Origin of the sequence: Flavobacterium oncorhynchi, from assembly GCF_002217355.1 — a bacterium.
GTDB classification, from domain to species: Bacteria; Bacteroidota; Bacteroidia; order Flavobacteriales; family Flavobacteriaceae; genus Flavobacterium; species Flavobacterium oncorhynchi.
The window spans coordinates 32,405-48,604 of the sequence record NZ_MUHA01000010.1; the positions used below are offsets into that span (position 1 = coordinate 32,405).

12 protein-coding genes are annotated in these 16,200 nt (G+C 31.8%); 2 read left to right on the top strand and 10 right to left on the bottom strand.

The window, feature by feature from the left end; genetic code table 11:
- Positions 1-91: 91 nt before the first annotated feature.
- The 3 genes from rpsU to B0A75_RS08490 all read right to left on the bottom strand — a co-directional run bounded on the left by rpsU (position 92) and on the right by B0A75_RS08490 (position 2,479).
- Positions 92-286: a 30S ribosomal protein S21 gene (gene rpsU, locus B0A75_RS08480; protein ID WP_089053855.1), complete on the bottom strand. Its 195-nt coding sequence runs from the start codon at positions 284-286 to the stop codon at positions 92-94.
- A gap of 148 nt (positions 287-434) precedes the next feature.
- Positions 435-1,577: an acyl-CoA dehydrogenase family protein gene (locus B0A75_RS08485; RefSeq protein WP_089053856.1), complete on the bottom strand. Its 1,143-nt coding sequence runs from the start codon at positions 1,575-1,577 to the stop codon at positions 435-437.
- Positions 1,578-1,591: 14 nt separating this feature from the next.
- Positions 1,592-2,479: a ComEA family DNA-binding protein gene (locus B0A75_RS08490; RefSeq protein WP_089053857.1), complete on the bottom strand. Its 888-nt coding sequence runs from the start codon at positions 2,477-2,479 to the stop codon at positions 1,592-1,594.
- A 274-nt stretch (positions 2,480-2,753) separates the two neighbouring features.
- On the opposite strand from B0A75_RS08490, the gene B0A75_RS08495 reads away from it, so the two are divergent.
- Complete coding sequence (locus tag B0A75_RS08495) at positions 2,754-4,205, top strand: amino acid permease (protein WP_089053858.1); 1,452 nt, start codon at positions 2,754-2,756, stop codon at positions 4,203-4,205.
- 75 nt (positions 4,206-4,280) lie between these two features.
- Here B0A75_RS08495 and B0A75_RS08500 read toward each other — a convergent pair whose 3' ends face one another.
- The 7 genes from B0A75_RS08500 to B0A75_RS08530 all read right to left on the bottom strand — a co-directional run bounded on the left by B0A75_RS08500 (position 4,281) and on the right by B0A75_RS08530 (position 14,795).
- On the bottom strand, positions 4,281-4,508 hold the full coding sequence (locus tag B0A75_RS08500; RefSeq protein ID WP_007810860.1) for a PspC family transcriptional regulator: 228 nt from the start codon (positions 4,506-4,508) through the stop codon (positions 4,281-4,283).
- Positions 4,509-4,599: 91 nt separating this feature from the next.
- On the bottom strand, positions 4,600-5,868 hold the full coding sequence (locus tag B0A75_RS08505) for a DUF2851 family protein (RefSeq protein WP_089053859.1): 1,269 nt from the start codon (positions 5,866-5,868) through the stop codon (positions 4,600-4,602).
- 74 nt (positions 5,869-5,942) lie between these two features.
- Positions 5,943-6,425: a 3'-5' exonuclease gene (locus B0A75_RS08510; protein WP_089054002.1), complete on the bottom strand. Its 483-nt coding sequence runs from the start codon at positions 6,423-6,425 to the stop codon at positions 5,943-5,945.
- An 82-nt stretch (positions 6,426-6,507) separates the two neighbouring features.
- A complete protein-coding gene (locus B0A75_RS08515) occupies positions 6,508-7,869 on the bottom strand; it encodes a pyridoxal-phosphate dependent enzyme (protein ID WP_089053860.1) in 1,362 nt (453 codons plus the stop codon).
- 47 nt (positions 7,870-7,916) lie between these two features.
- On the bottom strand, positions 7,917-9,884 hold the full coding sequence (locus tag B0A75_RS08520) for a putative porin (RefSeq protein WP_089053861.1): 1,968 nt from the start codon (positions 9,882-9,884) through the stop codon (positions 7,917-7,919).
- Positions 9,885-10,164: 280 nt separating this feature from the next.
- The gene (locus B0A75_RS08525; protein ID WP_089053862.1) at positions 10,165-11,640 is read right to left on the bottom strand and encodes a RagB/SusD family nutrient uptake outer membrane protein; all 1,476 of its coding nucleotides are present in this window, start codon (positions 11,638-11,640) and stop codon (positions 10,165-10,167) included.
- Between the two features lie 11 nt (positions 11,641-11,651).
- Positions 11,652-14,795: a SusC/RagA family TonB-linked outer membrane protein gene (locus B0A75_RS08530; protein ID WP_089053863.1), complete on the bottom strand. Its 3,144-nt coding sequence runs from the start codon at positions 14,793-14,795 to the stop codon at positions 11,652-11,654.
- Between the two features lie 702 nt (positions 14,796-15,497).
- On the opposite strand from B0A75_RS08530, the gene B0A75_RS08535 reads away from it, so the two are divergent.
- Positions 15,498-16,157: a ribonuclease HII gene (locus B0A75_RS08535; RefSeq protein WP_089053864.1), complete on the top strand. Its 660-nt coding sequence runs from the start codon at positions 15,498-15,500 to the stop codon at positions 16,155-16,157.
- Positions 16,158-16,200 lie beyond the last annotated feature (43 nt).

A 16,200-nucleotide genomic window follows, 5' to 3' on the forward strand; every position in this document is an offset into this window, starting at 1 on the left:
TTAGAAAAGATTACAAAAACAAAAAAAACCGTTAGGATCAAAGTTAAAACTTTTTGATCACTAACGGTAATTATTTTAAAAAAGCAGTATACTAACTCTCTAAACCATCTTTCAATGTTTGGATGTAAGCAGCTTTTTGAATTTGAGCTCTTTTGATTACAGAAGGCTTAATAAAAGCAGTACGTGCTCTTAATTGACGAACAGTTCCTGTTTTATCAAATTTTCTTTTATAGCGCTTTAATGCTCTATCGATATTTTCTCCGTCTTTAATTGGTATAATTAACATAATATTGACACCTCCTCTCGTTAAGGCTGCAAATGTAAAAATTAATTATTAATTATAGAGCATAATTTTTAAATTATTTTTCTAGAAAAATACAACTGGTTTAATATCTAAAACTATTTTGCATTTTACTTTTTACAATTCACAAAACCTATTCTTTCAACAAATTTCTTGAAATCACCAGTTTTTGAATCTCAGTAGTTCCTTCTCCTATAGTACATAATTTAGAATCTCTGTAAAATTTCTCTACCGGAAAATCTTTGGTATACCCATAACCGCCATGAATTTGAACTGCATCATTTGCAATTTTTACACAGGCTTCTGAAGCATACATTTTTGCCATTGCTCCTAATGTGGTTACTGGTTTATGTTTTTGCTTTAAGAAAGCAGCTTTGTGCAATAGCAATTCTGACGCTTCAATTTCAGTTGCCATATCTGCCAATTTGAATGAAATTCCTTGAAAACTGCTAATTGGCTGTCCAAACTGATATCTTTCTTTTGAATACTTTAAAGCCGCCTCATACGCTCCTTTTGCAATACCTAAAGACAAAGCCCCTATTGAAATTCTTCCTCCGTCTAAAATCTTCATTGCCTGAACAAATCCTTCCCCAACTTCTCCTAATCTATTTGCATCTGGCACACGACAATTATCAAAAACCAATTCAGCAGTTTCACTTGCACGCATTCCTAATTTATTTTCTTTTTTACCTGAAGAAAAACCAGACATTCCTTTTTCGAACACGAAAGCAGTCATTCCTTTAGAATCACCTTTTTCTCCTGTTCGAACAATAACAACTGCTACATCTCCAGATATACCATGAGTGATAAAATTTTTTGCACCATTTACAATCCAAGAATCTCCATCTCTAACCGCTGTTGTATTCATACCTCCGGCATCAGAACCAGTATTATGCTCTGTTAATCCCCATGCGCCAATAAATTCAGCTGTTGCCAACTTTGGTAAAAACTTTTTCTTTTGCTCTTCGTTTCCAAAAGTTAAAATATGATTTGTACATAACGAATTATGAGCCGCAACCGACAAACCTATCGAAGGATCGACTTTTGATATTTCTTCTACTACTGTAATATATTCATGATAACCTAATCCTGATCCTCCATATTCTTCAGGCACTAAAACCCCCATGAACCCCATTTCTCCAAGTTTCTTAAACAAATCAATTGGAAAAATCTGAGCTTCATCCCACTCCATTATAAATGGCTTTATATTCTTTTCGGCAAAATCTTTTATAGATTGTGCAATCATTGACTGCGTCTCGTTATAATCAAAATTCATTGTGTGCTATCTTTTTAGAACTCCAAATATAAACTAATTATTTTTGCTTTTTCAACAGGAAAACCTTTAATTTTTGATAATTCCTCAATATTATTAAAATTTCCATTCATGCTTCTATAAGTTACAATTTGTTTTGCAAGAGAATATTTAAAATATGGAAACTGTGATAATTCTTTTAAAGAAGCATCATTTATTGCTATCTTTTTAAATCCTGAAGGAGTAACAGCTTTAAATCGTCGGTTTAATTCAACTATCACCTCAGGCGAAAGCCCCCAAACATCCTCCATCTGTTCCATAGAAACAAAACCTCCTAGAATCTCTTTTTGTTTTAATATCCTCAAAGATAATGCTTCACCAATCCCATATACTTTTATCAAATCTTCCTGACTGGCGGTATTAATATCTGAAAGTACTATGGTCACTTTATTAAAAGGTATTTTCGCAGGATATTCTTTTTTCTCTACTTTAAACTCACTCTTTTTCTGTGTCCAATCAGGAAATTTAAACAATGGGGAAATCACTTTTAAAAGTGAATCGGAAATATGTGTCACTTCCTGAAACTCTTTTGCAGAGTTTACATACTTATTCTCTTTTCGAAAAGCCAATAATCTATCGATTTCTTGAACTGACATCCCAAGCTTATAACCTTTATAATCTGAAATAAAATTTGGATTAAAAGTATACACCTTTCCTTTTTCAGTTAATTTTTCTATTCTAGCCGCATCTATATCTTTTTGCAAAGACATCCATTGTTTTTCTACACCAAAAGAAACCTCTGGTTTATTAAAATCAAAAAAGAAATAAAAAAGCTGTAAAACAATTATAGCAACGAATAATGAAAAAATACCAGTTCGCTGTTGACTAGTAAACTTAAAATGCATCATAATCTTCTTAAAACTCATTGCTATTATAAATTAAACTATTTGTAAGGGATCTAAAATACAAGAAAATCACTAAACTTAACAAGAAAATACATTAAAATTTAACTTTTGTCAGAATTATACATTCCGCAAATTTCTATCAATTAATTTAATGATTGTCAGCTTGTCATAAGGCTTTACCGAGTGTTTCTTTAAAATTTTAAATATTTTATAACTTAAAACATGATAATTGTTTTTATTTTTTACAAAAAACGATACATTTGGAGCTTAATAACAAATAAACCAATATTATAGTATGTCAATTTGGAAAACTAAACCTCTTTCGGTATTGCTCGGTGAAGCATCCGAATCTGAAAAAGGACTAAAAAGAACCTTATCTTCACGTTCGCTTGTTGCACTTGGAGTTGGCGCCATCATTGGAGCCGGGCTATTCTCCTTAACTGGAATTGCCGCCGCAGAACATGCCGGACCTGCAGTAACTATCTCATTTATATTAGCCGCTATAGGTTGTGGTTTCGCAGGACTTTGCTATGCCGAATTTGCTTCTATGATACCTGTTGCAGGTAGTGCCTATACTTATTCGTACGCTACAATGGGAGAATTCATGGCTTGGATTATTGGTTGGGATTTAGTTTTAGAGTATGCTTTAGGAGCCGCTACAGTAGGTGTAAGCTGGTCTAGATACCTATTAGAGTTATTAGCAAAATTTAACATTCATCTTCCTCCGAGCTTAATTTGTTCTCCATGGGAAACTTTAACACTTAGTAATGGTACCGTAATTGAAGGCGGAATTGTAAACTTACCCGCTATATTCATTGTTTCACTGCTTTCATTATTATTAATTAAAGGAACAAAAGAGTCTGCAACTATCAACAATGTATTAGTTGTAGTAAAAGTAGCTGTAGTTATCGTTTTTATTGTTTTAGGATGGAAATTTATTGATACTAGCAACTATACTCCATATATTCCTAAAAACACTGGAGTTTTCGGAGAGTTTGGATGGTCAGGAATCGCAACTGGTGCAGCAACTGTATTTTTTGCTTTTATTGGTTTTGATGCTGTATCGACTGCTGCTCAAGAAGCTAAAAATCCTCAAAAAGGAATGCCGATTGGTATCTTAGGATCTTTAGTAATCTGTACAATATTATATGTATTATTTGCTCACGTAATGACAGGACTTGTACCTTACTACAAATTTGCTGGAGATGCAAAACCTGCTGCTACCGCATTTGCAGTTACAGGTTATGATTTTTTACAAACAGGTTTAATCATTGCAATTTTAGCAGGATATACTTCAGTTATCTTGGTAATGCTTATGGGACAAAGCCGTGTGTTTTACACTATGAGTAAAGACGGTTTATTACCTCCATTCTTTAGTGAAATACATTCAAAATTCCGCACACCTTGGAAAACCAATGTTTTCTTTTTAATATTCGTAAGTTTATTTGCTGGACTAGTTCCTGTAAGTGACTTAGGACATATGGTAAGCATTGGAACTCTATTAGCGTTTGTTCTTGTATGTATTGGAGTTATGGTAATGCGTTATAAAATGCCTGATGCACCTAGATCATTTAGAACTCCTTTAGTTCCTTTTGTACCTATTGCAGGAATCCTGATTTGTTTAGCTTTGATGTATTCTTTACCAAACGAAAGCTGGGCACGACTAGTTATTTGGATGGCTTTAGGTGTCTTAATTTATTTTGTATATGGTAAGAAAAACAGTAAATTAAATAATCCAGAAAAATAATTTTTAGCATATAAATAAAAAAGGATCTTAGAGTTTTACCACTTTAAGATCCTTTTTTTTATGCTTATTTATAAATTACAAATCAAAAACTGAAGTTCTTTTCGCACGTATTAAATCCTTTAATCGAATCCAAAAAGCTAAGGTTAAATAAACCCCAAAACCCAAACCAGCCGTTACAAAAGAGATGTAAATAAAAAACAACCTCACGCTTGTTACACGCATACCTAGTTTGTCTGCTAATCTTGACGATACATGAAAGCCATATTTTTCGAAAAAGAATTTTAATTTTAAAATAGCCGACATTTTTAGTTTTTTTTTAATCCTAATTATATCAGGACGGTTTCTGATTACAAAAGTACAAATTATCTCATTATCACATTTTCTAATTATCTAATTATTTTTTCAAAAGCTCCATTCCAACAGCACATTTCAAGCAAGCTTTTTTATTACAATACTCATTCTTAAGCTCCAATAAAGTCTGAGTTTCGAACGCATTTATTGATTTGACACCAAAAGAAGTAAACTTTTCTATTATTGAGTTCTTTTCTGGAGCGACTTCATTCATAAAATTAATTAAGTCTTCGGAAATAGATTCTCCAATAGTTGTTGAATATGCGAACTGAATTGGAATAATAGTATTAATGATTACTAAATCAAGGAATGACTTTGATAGTGTTTTTTCTTTCTTTGGACTTTCTTTATCGAACTGAAAATGTCCTTTCCAGTAAAAACTAGTAGAAACGCTCAGGGTATCGTAAACACTTTTAACTGATTTCAATCTAATGATCTTTGAAAATAAGTTCTGCTGTTTATGGTATAGCATAGCCAACTGCGAAAGTCTAATTGTTGGGAAATTGTCTGGTCTATGCTTAAAAAATTGAAGAGGATCGATGTAAGATCTTTCTAATTGGTATTTATGTAAGAGATAAAAATATCTAAATTTTAAATCTTTAAAATACTCATCTTCTTTTTCATCATTTAATAAATTGGCTGTTCCAAAAAATAGTGATTCTAAATTTTCTACATCGAAACTTTCTTTTCTAATAATTGAAAAAGGAATTGATTTAGCTATTTGTAAGAAAGAAGAACCATTTGTATTTAAGCCAAAATTCTTAGCTAATAGACAGAACAAAACAGCTTCCCAATCTTGATTGAATTCTTCCAACAACTTATAAACAAGCTCTGATTTGCGTTCTAATCGCTCAAAAAACAGTCTTTCCTGCCAATTTTTAAAAACAAACTCATCAATTTCAATTATTTGATTTTCGCAAGAAATCCAAGTTTTAGTAGAAAGCAAGTTTTGATAATTTACAAGTACTTCTGCTTTCACATAATCTTTAAGGACTAAAACTGGTATTTCAATATTGTTTTTTCTAAAAATCGCACTATCATTCTCCCAAACTACGTGCAGAATAACATTTTCATAAGCTGAATCATTCTCATGATTATGTAAATACCAGTCTGATGATTTTAGATGAATTTCAACGTTTCCTGCCCATTTTTGATCTCCAATTTTAATATGAGCATTAAAAAAATCAGGCCCAGAACGTTTCAAATAGTCGCCAGTTTTAATAATCGTAACTAACTCACCTTGAACTGTTTTTAAATTCAAAGTATCAAACTTCTTGAATTTCCAGAGATAATGAAGAAAGTCTTCTTTCATTTTTAGGTTTTTAATTGAAATAAAAACTAAAAATAAACATTTTTACTATTATTCTTACAAATTTAAAAAGTATTTTATCGAAGCATATACAGTTTTGCACAAGCACGCGCATCTGACAGTGCCTCATGATGATTAAGTTGTATTTTCATTTCTCTGCAGCAATCGCTCAGTTTTGTAGGCTTTAAACCTTTTGCTTTATAAATCTTAACAGTACATTCCCACTTAGAAGCGATATTTAAATCTTCATAATTTAACCCACAAAGTAACATTGACTTCACCAAAACATTGCGATCAAAACTTTCGTTGTGAGCCACAACTACTCTATTTTTTAATCTTTTTTCGATCTCTGGATAAACCTGTAAAAATGATTTTGAATTAACCGTATCTTTTGGATAAATACCGTGTACTCGAATCGTAAATGGATTATACTCATTATTTGGCGGTTTTATTAAAGTAACAAATTCATCTACAATAATTCCATTTTCGACAGTAACAATTCCCACAGAACATGGATGATAACCCGTTGCTGTTTCAAAATCAATTGCAGTAAAGTTCATTTTAAAAATTTTATAGGATAAAAAAACCATAAATCTATCGTTAATAAATAGATTTATGGTTTTATAAAAGTATTAATTTGTTCTATTTAATAGATCCAATAATATCATATTTAGTGATGATGTGATGATTTCCATTTCCTAAATCAATCAAAACAGCATCATTTTCTTTTGTAAAAAGTTTAGAAACTTCTTCGATTGGAGTTCCTAATTTTACAATTGGAAATGGTTTTCCCATTACATCTTTAATTGGTTTCTCAGCAACATTTTTATCTGCAACATAACTTCTAAATAAATCAGTTTCGTCAACAGAACCTACAAAACCATTTATATCAACTACTGGAATCTGTGAAATTTTATACTTACGCATACGCTCAATAGCATGAGAAACTAATTCTTCTGTACGAACAACGATCAATTCTTTATCGATATGATCTTTAATAACATCCTCAGCTTTGGTAACATTTTCTTCTAAGAATCCGCGCTCACGCATCCAGTCATCATTAAACATTTTACCTACATAACGGCTTCCTGAATCATGAAACAGGACAACTACGACATCATCTGGTTTAAAATGTTCTTTTAACTGCAGCAAGCCTTTTATGCAGGCTCCAGCTGAATTTCCAACAAAAATCGCTTCTTCTAATGCAATTTTTCTGGTATAAACTGCTGCATCTTTATCGGTCACTTTTGTAAATCCATCTATCAATGAAAAATCAACATTTTTAGGTAAAATATCTTCTCCAATTCCTTCTGTTATATAAGAGTAAATTTCGTTCTCATCAAAAATTCCAGTTTCGTGGTATTTTTTAAAAACAGAACCATAAGTATCAATTCCCCAAATTTTAATATTTGGATTTTGCTCTTTTAAATATTTTCCTACTCCAGAAATTGTTCCGCCTGTTCCAACTCCCACAACAAAATGAGTAATTTTACCTTCGGTTTGCTTCCAAATTTCAGGCCCGGTCTGCTCATAATGTGCTAATGAATTTGATAAATTATCGTATTGATTTACATACCAAGAATTTGGTGTTTCTTCGGCTAAACGTTTTGAAACTGAATAGTAGGAACGAGGATCTGTAGGCTCAACGTCTGTAGGACAAACTACAACTTTTGCACCAACAGCACGAAGAATATCCATTTTTTCTTTAGACTGTTTGTCTGATATTACACAGATTAATTTATATCCTTTAATGATTGCAACAAGTGCTAATCCCATTCCTGTATTACCAGAAGTACCTTCAATAATAGTTCCGCCTGGTTTTAATCGTCCATCTGCCTCTGCATCTTCAATCATTTTTACAGCCATTCTGTCTTTTACAGAATTTCCTGGATTAAAGGTCTCGACTTTTGCCAATACTAATGCATCAATTTCAGCAACAATCTTGTTGAGTTTTACTAATGGTGTATTACCAATTGTTTCTAAAATATTTTTTGAAAAGTCCATTTTGTTTAAGTTTTAATATGTGGTATTTTAAAATAAATTTTATTGTTTTATTGGAAGAAATTCCAAACTAAGCCAAATCGCAGTACAAAATCACGATAAGGATTGTTAGGTGCCGAATAATAATCGCTTTTTGCAAAAAGAGCATTTATATGTTCTGCTTTTAGATAAAAACGTGTCTGACGAATTCTTGCATTTATAAAAAGATCAAAAAGTGGATAATTTCCAATCTCTTTATTATTTTGAACAAAAAACTCTCCAACAACCGGATTATATCCATTACCATAATATTTTGTAAAATAATTAAAGACAACACCTGCTTGTGCAAATAATGCTTTCTTAAAAAAGTGATTTGAATAATAGAATGTGTTTCTTGTTACAAAATCTGGTACATTTAAAATTAAATCAGATTGATCTACTTTCTGATACAGAAGAGTATTATCTAATGCAAATTTCCCAAATTTAAATTCTTTGCTTGCTTTTATTTCTAAATAATTAATAGCATTTCCGTACTGCTCCGGTCTTACAATTTGTGTTTGTGCTAATACTTGAGCCGGAGTTGAAACATCTTTAAAATACAAATGATCGTTTAAAACTGTATACTGAACTTCGGCATTTAGCCAAGGTGTATACACGCTGGCTCCAAGCGTATTAATTTTTTCGTTTTTAAAATCATTCGACCAGTTGTATTGTACATAACTGCTTTGATATAAATTGTAATTATTGTTTGGCAGTTTATTTACGTTTCTATACTTAAAATCGAACTGGATTTTCTCATTTAAGTTATATCGTAATTTTGCATCAAGATCAGAAAGTGACTGGTTAGTGATGGATCTTGTATATAAAAAACGACCATTCCATTTATTCTTTTGATATTCATATTGTCCACCTACATTATTGATCTGTAGAAACAAATTATCTGGAACCACTCCTCCTGATTTATCAACTAAAATTCGATCGTATTTGTAATTTGATCTGTAATCATCTACAAAAAAATTAAACTTCCCTAATAGAGAATTTTCATAAGCCAATCCAACTTTATTGTACAATCTTTCAAAATGAGTTTGATCATTTATGCCACTTGTGGTATATGAAGCACCAAAACGCTGCACTTGCTGTCCGTCAACAGTCGAAAGAACTGTAGGCTGATTGTATTCGAAAAATTTATTTTCGAAGTTAAACTGATGATTTATATACAAATTATTATTTCCGTTTTTTGGATTCACTCTGAAAGCGTGGTCAAAAAATAATCTTTTTCCTTTCAAAAAAGATTTTGCATCTGTCAAGTAAACTTGTAATCGCTGACGGTTTTTAAAATCTGGATTGTCACTTTCAAAATCCTCTGGTGTGGTAATACCTCCATTTTCTTCGTTTGAATTATCTTGAAAAGTAAAGTGTGCATTTAAAGCATATCTTCTATCTGTTGTTGCATAACTTGTAGTAAATCTAAAATTTCCTGAACTTACCAACTGATTTATATAATCTCCCTCTGAACGTAATCCTCTATAAGCAATAGAAAAATTAAGGTTTTTTGAAGTATTTAAAGTAATAAACGAGTCTACATTTTGTCCTTTATTAATTGTGGTATTAAAAAACAACTCTGTTAAAGGCGTCGCTGCAGAATAATATCTAATATCATCTGCTTGCAAATAATTATAGTGCATTGCCGAAAAGCCAATCTCTGGGTAAGGAGAAAAACTCGTTAAACTGTATTGTAAAACATTTAAAGGCTGCCCAATATTTGAGAACTCCAACAGTCCAAAAAGATCTTTTCGCAAATGGTTTTGTTTGTATGCACTTTTTATTGTCAATGATGTATCTACATAAGTAGTATCATGCTCTAGGGTAATAATCTGATATTGATCTATTTTAGCAATTTTCGCCTTCTTCTTTTTAACTGTGTCTGTTATACTTGAATATTTTGAATTCATATCTAAACTACTTTTTGAAGTAGTCTTTTCTTGAGAAAACAATAAGGTTGGTATAATTAATAGATATAGAAAAATGAATATTCTCATTTGATAATGTTATATAAAATTATTTCGGCAAAATTTGTCGAGCAAAGGTAAAAGATAAAAACGTATAAACGAAAAAAAACAAAATGTTAGTATACCCGCATTTTTATAACCGTTTCTAAAATGAAAACCCCGTTTACAAACGTAAACGGGGTTTTCAAGAAAATCAAAATATTTATTGTTTCTGTAAAATAAGCTTAATGTGGACGATTACTTTAATTCTCTACTAGTTTTTAAATCTTTCAAAAATTAAAAATCCTCATTAAAATAAAATTACATTTTTTTATAATTCATTTTGTTTAAGTAATGGATTAGCATTGATCTCTGCTCTAGGGATCAACCATTGCCATCTTTTGTCTGTTGCAGGAACGTTGATTACGTTGTTTGTGATCGTTGAATTATGATTAGCACCTGATCTATCAAGAGGAGAATTTGTTCTCTTTAAGTCATAAAATCTAAAACCTTCACCCCATAATTCAATTCTTCTTTGAAACCAAATTTCATCTACTAAAGCTTGTCCTGTTTTTGTAGACAAAGTATATCCAGTATCTCTAGTTTTTACTAAATTAAATAATACAGTAGCTGCATCAGCTTGTCCTAATCTTGCTTTTGCTTCTGCTTCGATAAGATACATTTCGGCAACACGCATATAAGGAATATCACATCTAGCGTCACCAGTACTTACCGCTAAGAATTTTTGACTTGTATAAGGAAATTTATTAAAAGCTGATGAAAGATTTAATGAAGCATGTGCCCCTGTTTTGTCAAACAACTTTGAACGTACGTCAGTTGTTGGGATTAAGTTGTAAAGCTTACTGTTAATAGCCTTAGGACAAACACGGATAACTGTTGAATTAAAATTTCTAGACATGTAAGCCCCAAAATTACCAAAATAATCTGTTTGAACTTCGTTAACATGACTTCCCCACATCCATTCTTTAGCGTTAAAGTCATTAAATCCTTTTACATATTCCTCAGCATTCATTAATGCTACACCCGTTTTAGCTTTAGCGGCATAATCTGCAGCAATAGCCCAATTTCCTTGAGTTAATGCTACCCTAGCTTTCAAACCTTGTGCTACACTTAAACCTAAATGAGAGTTATTTGGTTTTGTATAACCTACTAATAACGTATTTGCTTCATCTAAATCCTTATTGATTTGTGCGTAAACTTGTTCAACAGTTGCACGAGCCATAGGTTGATCACTAACAGTTAAAGCAAGAGGAACACCCATTTGTGAATTATCAACTCCGTTAACATATCTTTTACCAAATATCTGAACCAATTGATAATGAGAAAATGCTCTATAAAGCAAAGCTTGACCTTTTAGCACTTTTTTATCTGAGTCTGGACCTGTTGACGCATCAACTGCACCTAAAATAGTGTTAGCATTTCTAATTATTCTATAATAAGTACGGTATGGAAATCTAACATCTTGGGCATTTTCATTTGCTACACCATTCCAGTTGTAAACTTGTAAAAACCAAGTGTTATTAGAAGTATAAACTAAATCATCTCCAACGATATCCATCTGTTGCATCATTCCCCCTAGTCCATTCTCATTCTGATTACTTTCATATCTAATATACAATGATCTGTGTATACCATTTAAAAGCGTCATTAAATTTTCAGTGGTTTTAGTCGCCCCGTCGTAATCAACAAATTCTGTAGGCTTTTTATCTAAAAAATCTTCTGAACACGACGTCAGTGCTAATAACGATATTGCAATAAATATCTGTTTTATATAATTTGATTTCATAATATTATTTTTTAAAAGTTTAAGTTTAACCCTAATGTAATAGCTCTAGATGGCATGTATCTATTTTGAGTTGTTCCATTAAAAGTTTGACTTGGATCCATTCCTTGACGTTTAGTGAATAATAGTAAATTTTCACCATTTACATACAAGGTAGCATTGTCTACTCCTAATTTAGAGATTAATTCTGATGGCATTTTATAAGATAAGTTAACTTGTCTTAAAGATAAATAATCTGAACCTATCAACCATCTGTCAGAAGCAGCGCTTGACTGTGTATTTCTACTAACATCCATTCTTGGAACATCAGTGATATCACCCGGTTTTTGCCATCTGTTAAGAGCATCTACACTTAAAGCTGATCCATAGCTGCTTCCAGTATGCATAAGCGACGCATAATTAGTATCATACATCATTCCACCAATTTGATAAGCAAATAAAACTTCTAATCTTAAACCTTTATATTCAAAGTTAGTACCAAAACTTCCAAACAAATCAGGAATTGCTGAATCAGCATAATGATATAATGCTTTATTTGGATCTGTTGTTACATTTACTCCATTCACCACTCTTTGAGTAATATCCCCAGCTACAATTAAAGTTGGATCTGATACATACAGAGCATATCCATCTGTTGAATCTACACCATACCATTCTCTCAACCAGTAGTCATACATAGACTGTCCAACCATTAATTTCTTAGTTCCATTAATAATCTCCTTTTGTGGAAGCTTAGTAATTTCGTTATGGATTGTTGATGCATTTACATTCAATCCCCAAGAAAAATCAGCTGTTTTTACAACAATCCCGTCTAAAGAAACTTCGAAACCTCTATTAAACATAGAGCCAATATTTTCGATTCTGTTATCAAGTCCTGAAGATAAAGGATTTGGTACAGAAAAGATCAAATCATCTGTGCTTCTGTTATAATACTCAACACTACCTCTAAGTCTGTTTTTAAACAATCCAAATTCAACAGCAATATCTTTCTGAGTATTTTTTTCCCATTTTAAATTTACAGCTCCACTAGCGTTTGTAACAACTCCACCTTCACTTCCATTATCATATCCTAAACTAAAAGTTGATTGACCTGCATAAAAACTTAAATCGTCATGGTTGATATGAGAATCGTTACCAACTTCTCCAAAAGAAGCTCTTAATTTCAATTCATTAATCCAACTGCTATTTTCTAAGAAGCTTTCTTTTGTAAGTACCCAAGCACCACCAACTGACCAGAAATTACCCCAACGGTTATCTTTTGTAAATTTTGAAGAACCATCTCTTCTAAAAGACCCCGAAAGGATGTATTTATCTTTATAGTCATATCCAACTCTTGAAAGATAAGATTCTGTTCCGTAATTTCTTGTATAAGAATTTAAGTCTGTTACCGTAGCATAATTAATAAACTCTACGTTATCTGGCGAAACCTGACCTGTTTTAGTCCCATTTAACCATTCTCTTTCGTAATCAAAACTTTCATGTCCTACTAAAACTGATATCGTGTGATCTCCAATTTTTTTATCATAGTTTAATAACTGATTGTAAGTAACACCAGTTAGAACTCTATTCTCTTTAGCCATTAACCCTGTTGGAGCACCATCACCAATTTCTGGATTATAAGAATACGTTCTGTTAAAATATGTTTTATCCAGCGCTGCATTTGCAGTAAATTTAAAATCTTTCAAAAATTTGAACTCAACATATGTTCTTGCTGATAAAGCCGTCCCTTTTTGATTATCTGTATTGTTTAATGTTTCATAAACAATATTTCTACCTGGTGCAGCACTAGCACCTCTACTAATTGAATAAATTTTATCCCCAGTAATTGGATCTAATAAAAAATCTCCATTTGGTTTATGATCATAAACAGGGTAAATAGGCCCCATAAATCTAGTTGCTCTAAATGGATTATTAACAGAAGTTGAATTATCAACTCCGTTTACCGCCAAATTAGAATCTGTTGTAGTTCCTGATAAATTAATCCCAGTCTTTAACCAATCATTAAAAGTAGTATTAATATTTAAACGAGCAGAAATTCTCTCATAATCAGAATTTTGAAGATATCCTTCTTCATTAAGATATCCCAAAGAAGCAAAATAATTTGATTTATCAGATTTACCTTGATAAGAAAAATCAGCATTTTGTCTTGTTCCAGCTCTTTCTAATTCTCTAGTCCAATCTAAATCATTTGGATACAAAAGTTGAGCATTTGGATTTAATTTACCATCTGTTCCAACAACTTGTGCGTTTGGAACATTAAATGGGTTTGTAACCAACAGAGGTTGAACATTGGCAGATGCATATGTATTAGCAGCAGCTATTTGAGCTGGTGTTCCCATTGCACGGCTATTTCTAATAGCTTCCCACTCCAAAGGATAGTAATCAAAAGCACTAACTCTATCGTATTCTTTAATCAATCTTGAAGTCAATCCTTGACTTACATTTAGTGAAAACTTATCTTTTGAGGATTTACCAGTTTTTGTTGTAATAATAATTACACCATTAGCTGCTTTTGATCCATAAAGAGAAGTTGAAGATGCATCTTTTAAAACTGTTAAGCTTTCAATATCAGCAGAATTCAAAGTACTAATATCACCTGCAAACGGCACTCCGTCTACAACGTACAACGGTGTATTTGATCCGTTGATAGAACTAAAACCACGTATTCTAATTGCTGGAGCAGCACCTGGTTGTCCAGACGCACTTTGAATTTGAACACCTGAAGTAGCTCCTTCAATTGTAGACAAAACGTTTGTTACTGCTCTATTAGCAAAATCTTCTGCTTTGATCGAAGCAGCAGAACCTGTATAAGAACTTTTCTTTGCTTTTCCATAGGCAACAACAACAACCTCATCTAAAGCTTTCCCTGAATCTTTCATTTTAACATTTACTGTTGAAGAAGGACCTACAACAGCTGTAACCTGATCCATCCCAACATAAGAAAAAAGAAGTACATCACCAGTTTTAGCTTTAATAGAGAAACCTCCATCAAAATCTGTTTGCGTACTAACTTTTGTTCCTTTAACAATAACATTAACCCCTGGAATAACTCCTGTATCACCCGAAACGATACCTGTAACAGTCCTCTCTTGAGCATAAGAAAACTGAATAGAAAGCGCTATCAATAGCGAATAGATCCATTGTAATTTTAATTTCATTTTGGTATATATTTGAATTAGTATGCGACAAACATCTTAATTATTTCTTAAAATAACAAGAGCCTTTTTAACAGAACACCAACATTACTTTAATAGCGCATTAACAGTAAAACGCAGTAAATCAACATTTTTTAGCTAAAACCCTATTATATATAACAATACAGCTTTATCTACAATATATTCAATCTTGCAATTTTAACATAATATTAACATTCCAAACTGTAACAAAACCCTTAAAACGGAGTGCATTTTGTTTAAAATGTAACAATTATCCTAACAAAAAAAATAGCAAAAAGGCACATTTCCACACTTAACTAGTTATTTAAGTTCATTATTTACAATTGATAGCCCAAAAATCGCCCCACTTTCGATTCAAAAATTTTTAATTTTTTTTTAACATAAATAGATGTAACTGAGAAAAAAATACAATTTTAGATGATCCGTTTACGACTTAGAAGACATCTTAACTAAAATAAAAGCAATCTTCAATTTTAACAGTATTAAAAAACACACATCAAAGGCAAATTAACATCTTGGTACGAAATACAATTTGTGTTTTGAATTATTCTATCGAACTACACCTTATCCATTTAAATAAAATTCAAAAACAAACAAACATACGTTTTACCAATATTGATCAATTTGCCTTTTTAATAAATTTTGAAAAAAAAATACAATATTTGCACTTCAAAAAAGAACCAGATGCTGCAGCTTAATTATTCAGGATTTACATTAGAGACAGGAACAGATGAAGCAGGACGTGGTTGTCTAGCAGGACCTGTTACGGCGGCGGCTATAATTCTTCCAAAAGATTTTGAGAATACAATTCTAAATGACAGTAAACAATTGTCTGAAAAAACGCGTGCACTATTAAAACCAATTATCGAAGATCAATCGCTTTGTTTTTCAGTAACACATTTATTTCCTGATGAGATTGATGAAATAAATATCTTAAATGCATCAATGAAGGGAATGCAGGAATGCATCTTAAAATTAAGTCAAGTTCCTGAATATATTATTGTAGACGGAAACCGTGCCTTGAATGCAAAACTAGGGCTAAAAAATACGGTTGGAAAACAGTTCTCTCCTGCTGAAATAGAATTGTTAAAATCTATTCCAAACAAAAGTATTGTGAAAGGTGATGCCAAATTTCTAAGTATTGCAGCGGCATCAGTATTAGCAAAAACTTATCGAGATGAATATATGGATCAAATTCACGAAGAATTTCCAATGTATAACTGGAAAAAAAACAAAGGATACCCAACCAAAGAGCATCGAGAAGCAATTAAAAAATACGGAACAACAAAATATCACCGAATGAGTTTCAGACTTTTACCTGATCAGTTAACACTAGAGTTTTAAATCATAAAGCAAAAATTGGCGTCATTTGATTTTACAATAAAAA

Bases quoted from the DNA above. Each gene is read 5' to 3' on its own strand.
- rpsU (WP_089053855.1), bottom strand. From the start codon at position 286: ATGTTAATTATACCAATTAAAGACGGAGAAAATATCGATAGAGCATTA.
- B0A75_RS08485 (WP_089053856.1), bottom strand. From the start codon at position 1,577: ATGAATTTTGATTATAACGAGACGCAGTCAATGATTGCACAATCTATA.
- B0A75_RS08490 (WP_089053857.1), bottom strand. From the start codon at position 2,479: ATGAGTTTTAAGAAGATTATGATGCATTTTAAGTTTACTAGTCAACAG.
- B0A75_RS08500 (WP_007810860.1), bottom strand. From the start codon at position 4,508: ATGTCGGCTATTTTAAAATTAAAATTCTTTTTCGAAAAATATGGCTTT.
- B0A75_RS08495 (WP_089053858.1), top strand. From the start codon at position 2,754: ATGTCAATTTGGAAAACTAAACCTCTTTCGGTATTGCTCGGTGAAGCA.
- B0A75_RS08525 (WP_089053862.1), bottom strand. From the start codon at position 11,640: ATGAAATCAAATTATATAAAACAGATATTTATTGCAATATCGTTATTA.
- B0A75_RS08510 (WP_089054002.1), bottom strand. From the start codon at position 6,425: ATGAACTTTACTGCAATTGATTTTGAAACAGCAACGGGTTATCATCCA.
- B0A75_RS08535 (WP_089053864.1), top strand. From the start codon at position 15,498: ATGCTGCAGCTTAATTATTCAGGATTTACATTAGAGACAGGAACAGAT.
- B0A75_RS08530 (WP_089053863.1), bottom strand. From the start codon at position 14,795: ATGAAATTAAAATTACAATGGATCTATTCGCTATTGATAGCGCTTTCT.
- B0A75_RS08515 (WP_089053860.1), bottom strand. From the start codon at position 7,869: ATGGACTTTTCAAAAAATATTTTAGAAACAATTGGTAATACACCATTA.
- B0A75_RS08505 (WP_089053859.1), bottom strand. From the start codon at position 5,868: ATGAAAGAAGACTTTCTTCATTATCTCTGGAAATTCAAGAAGTTTGAT.
- B0A75_RS08520 (WP_089053861.1), bottom strand. From the start codon at position 9,884: ATGAGAATATTCATTTTTCTATATCTATTAATTATACCAACCTTATTG.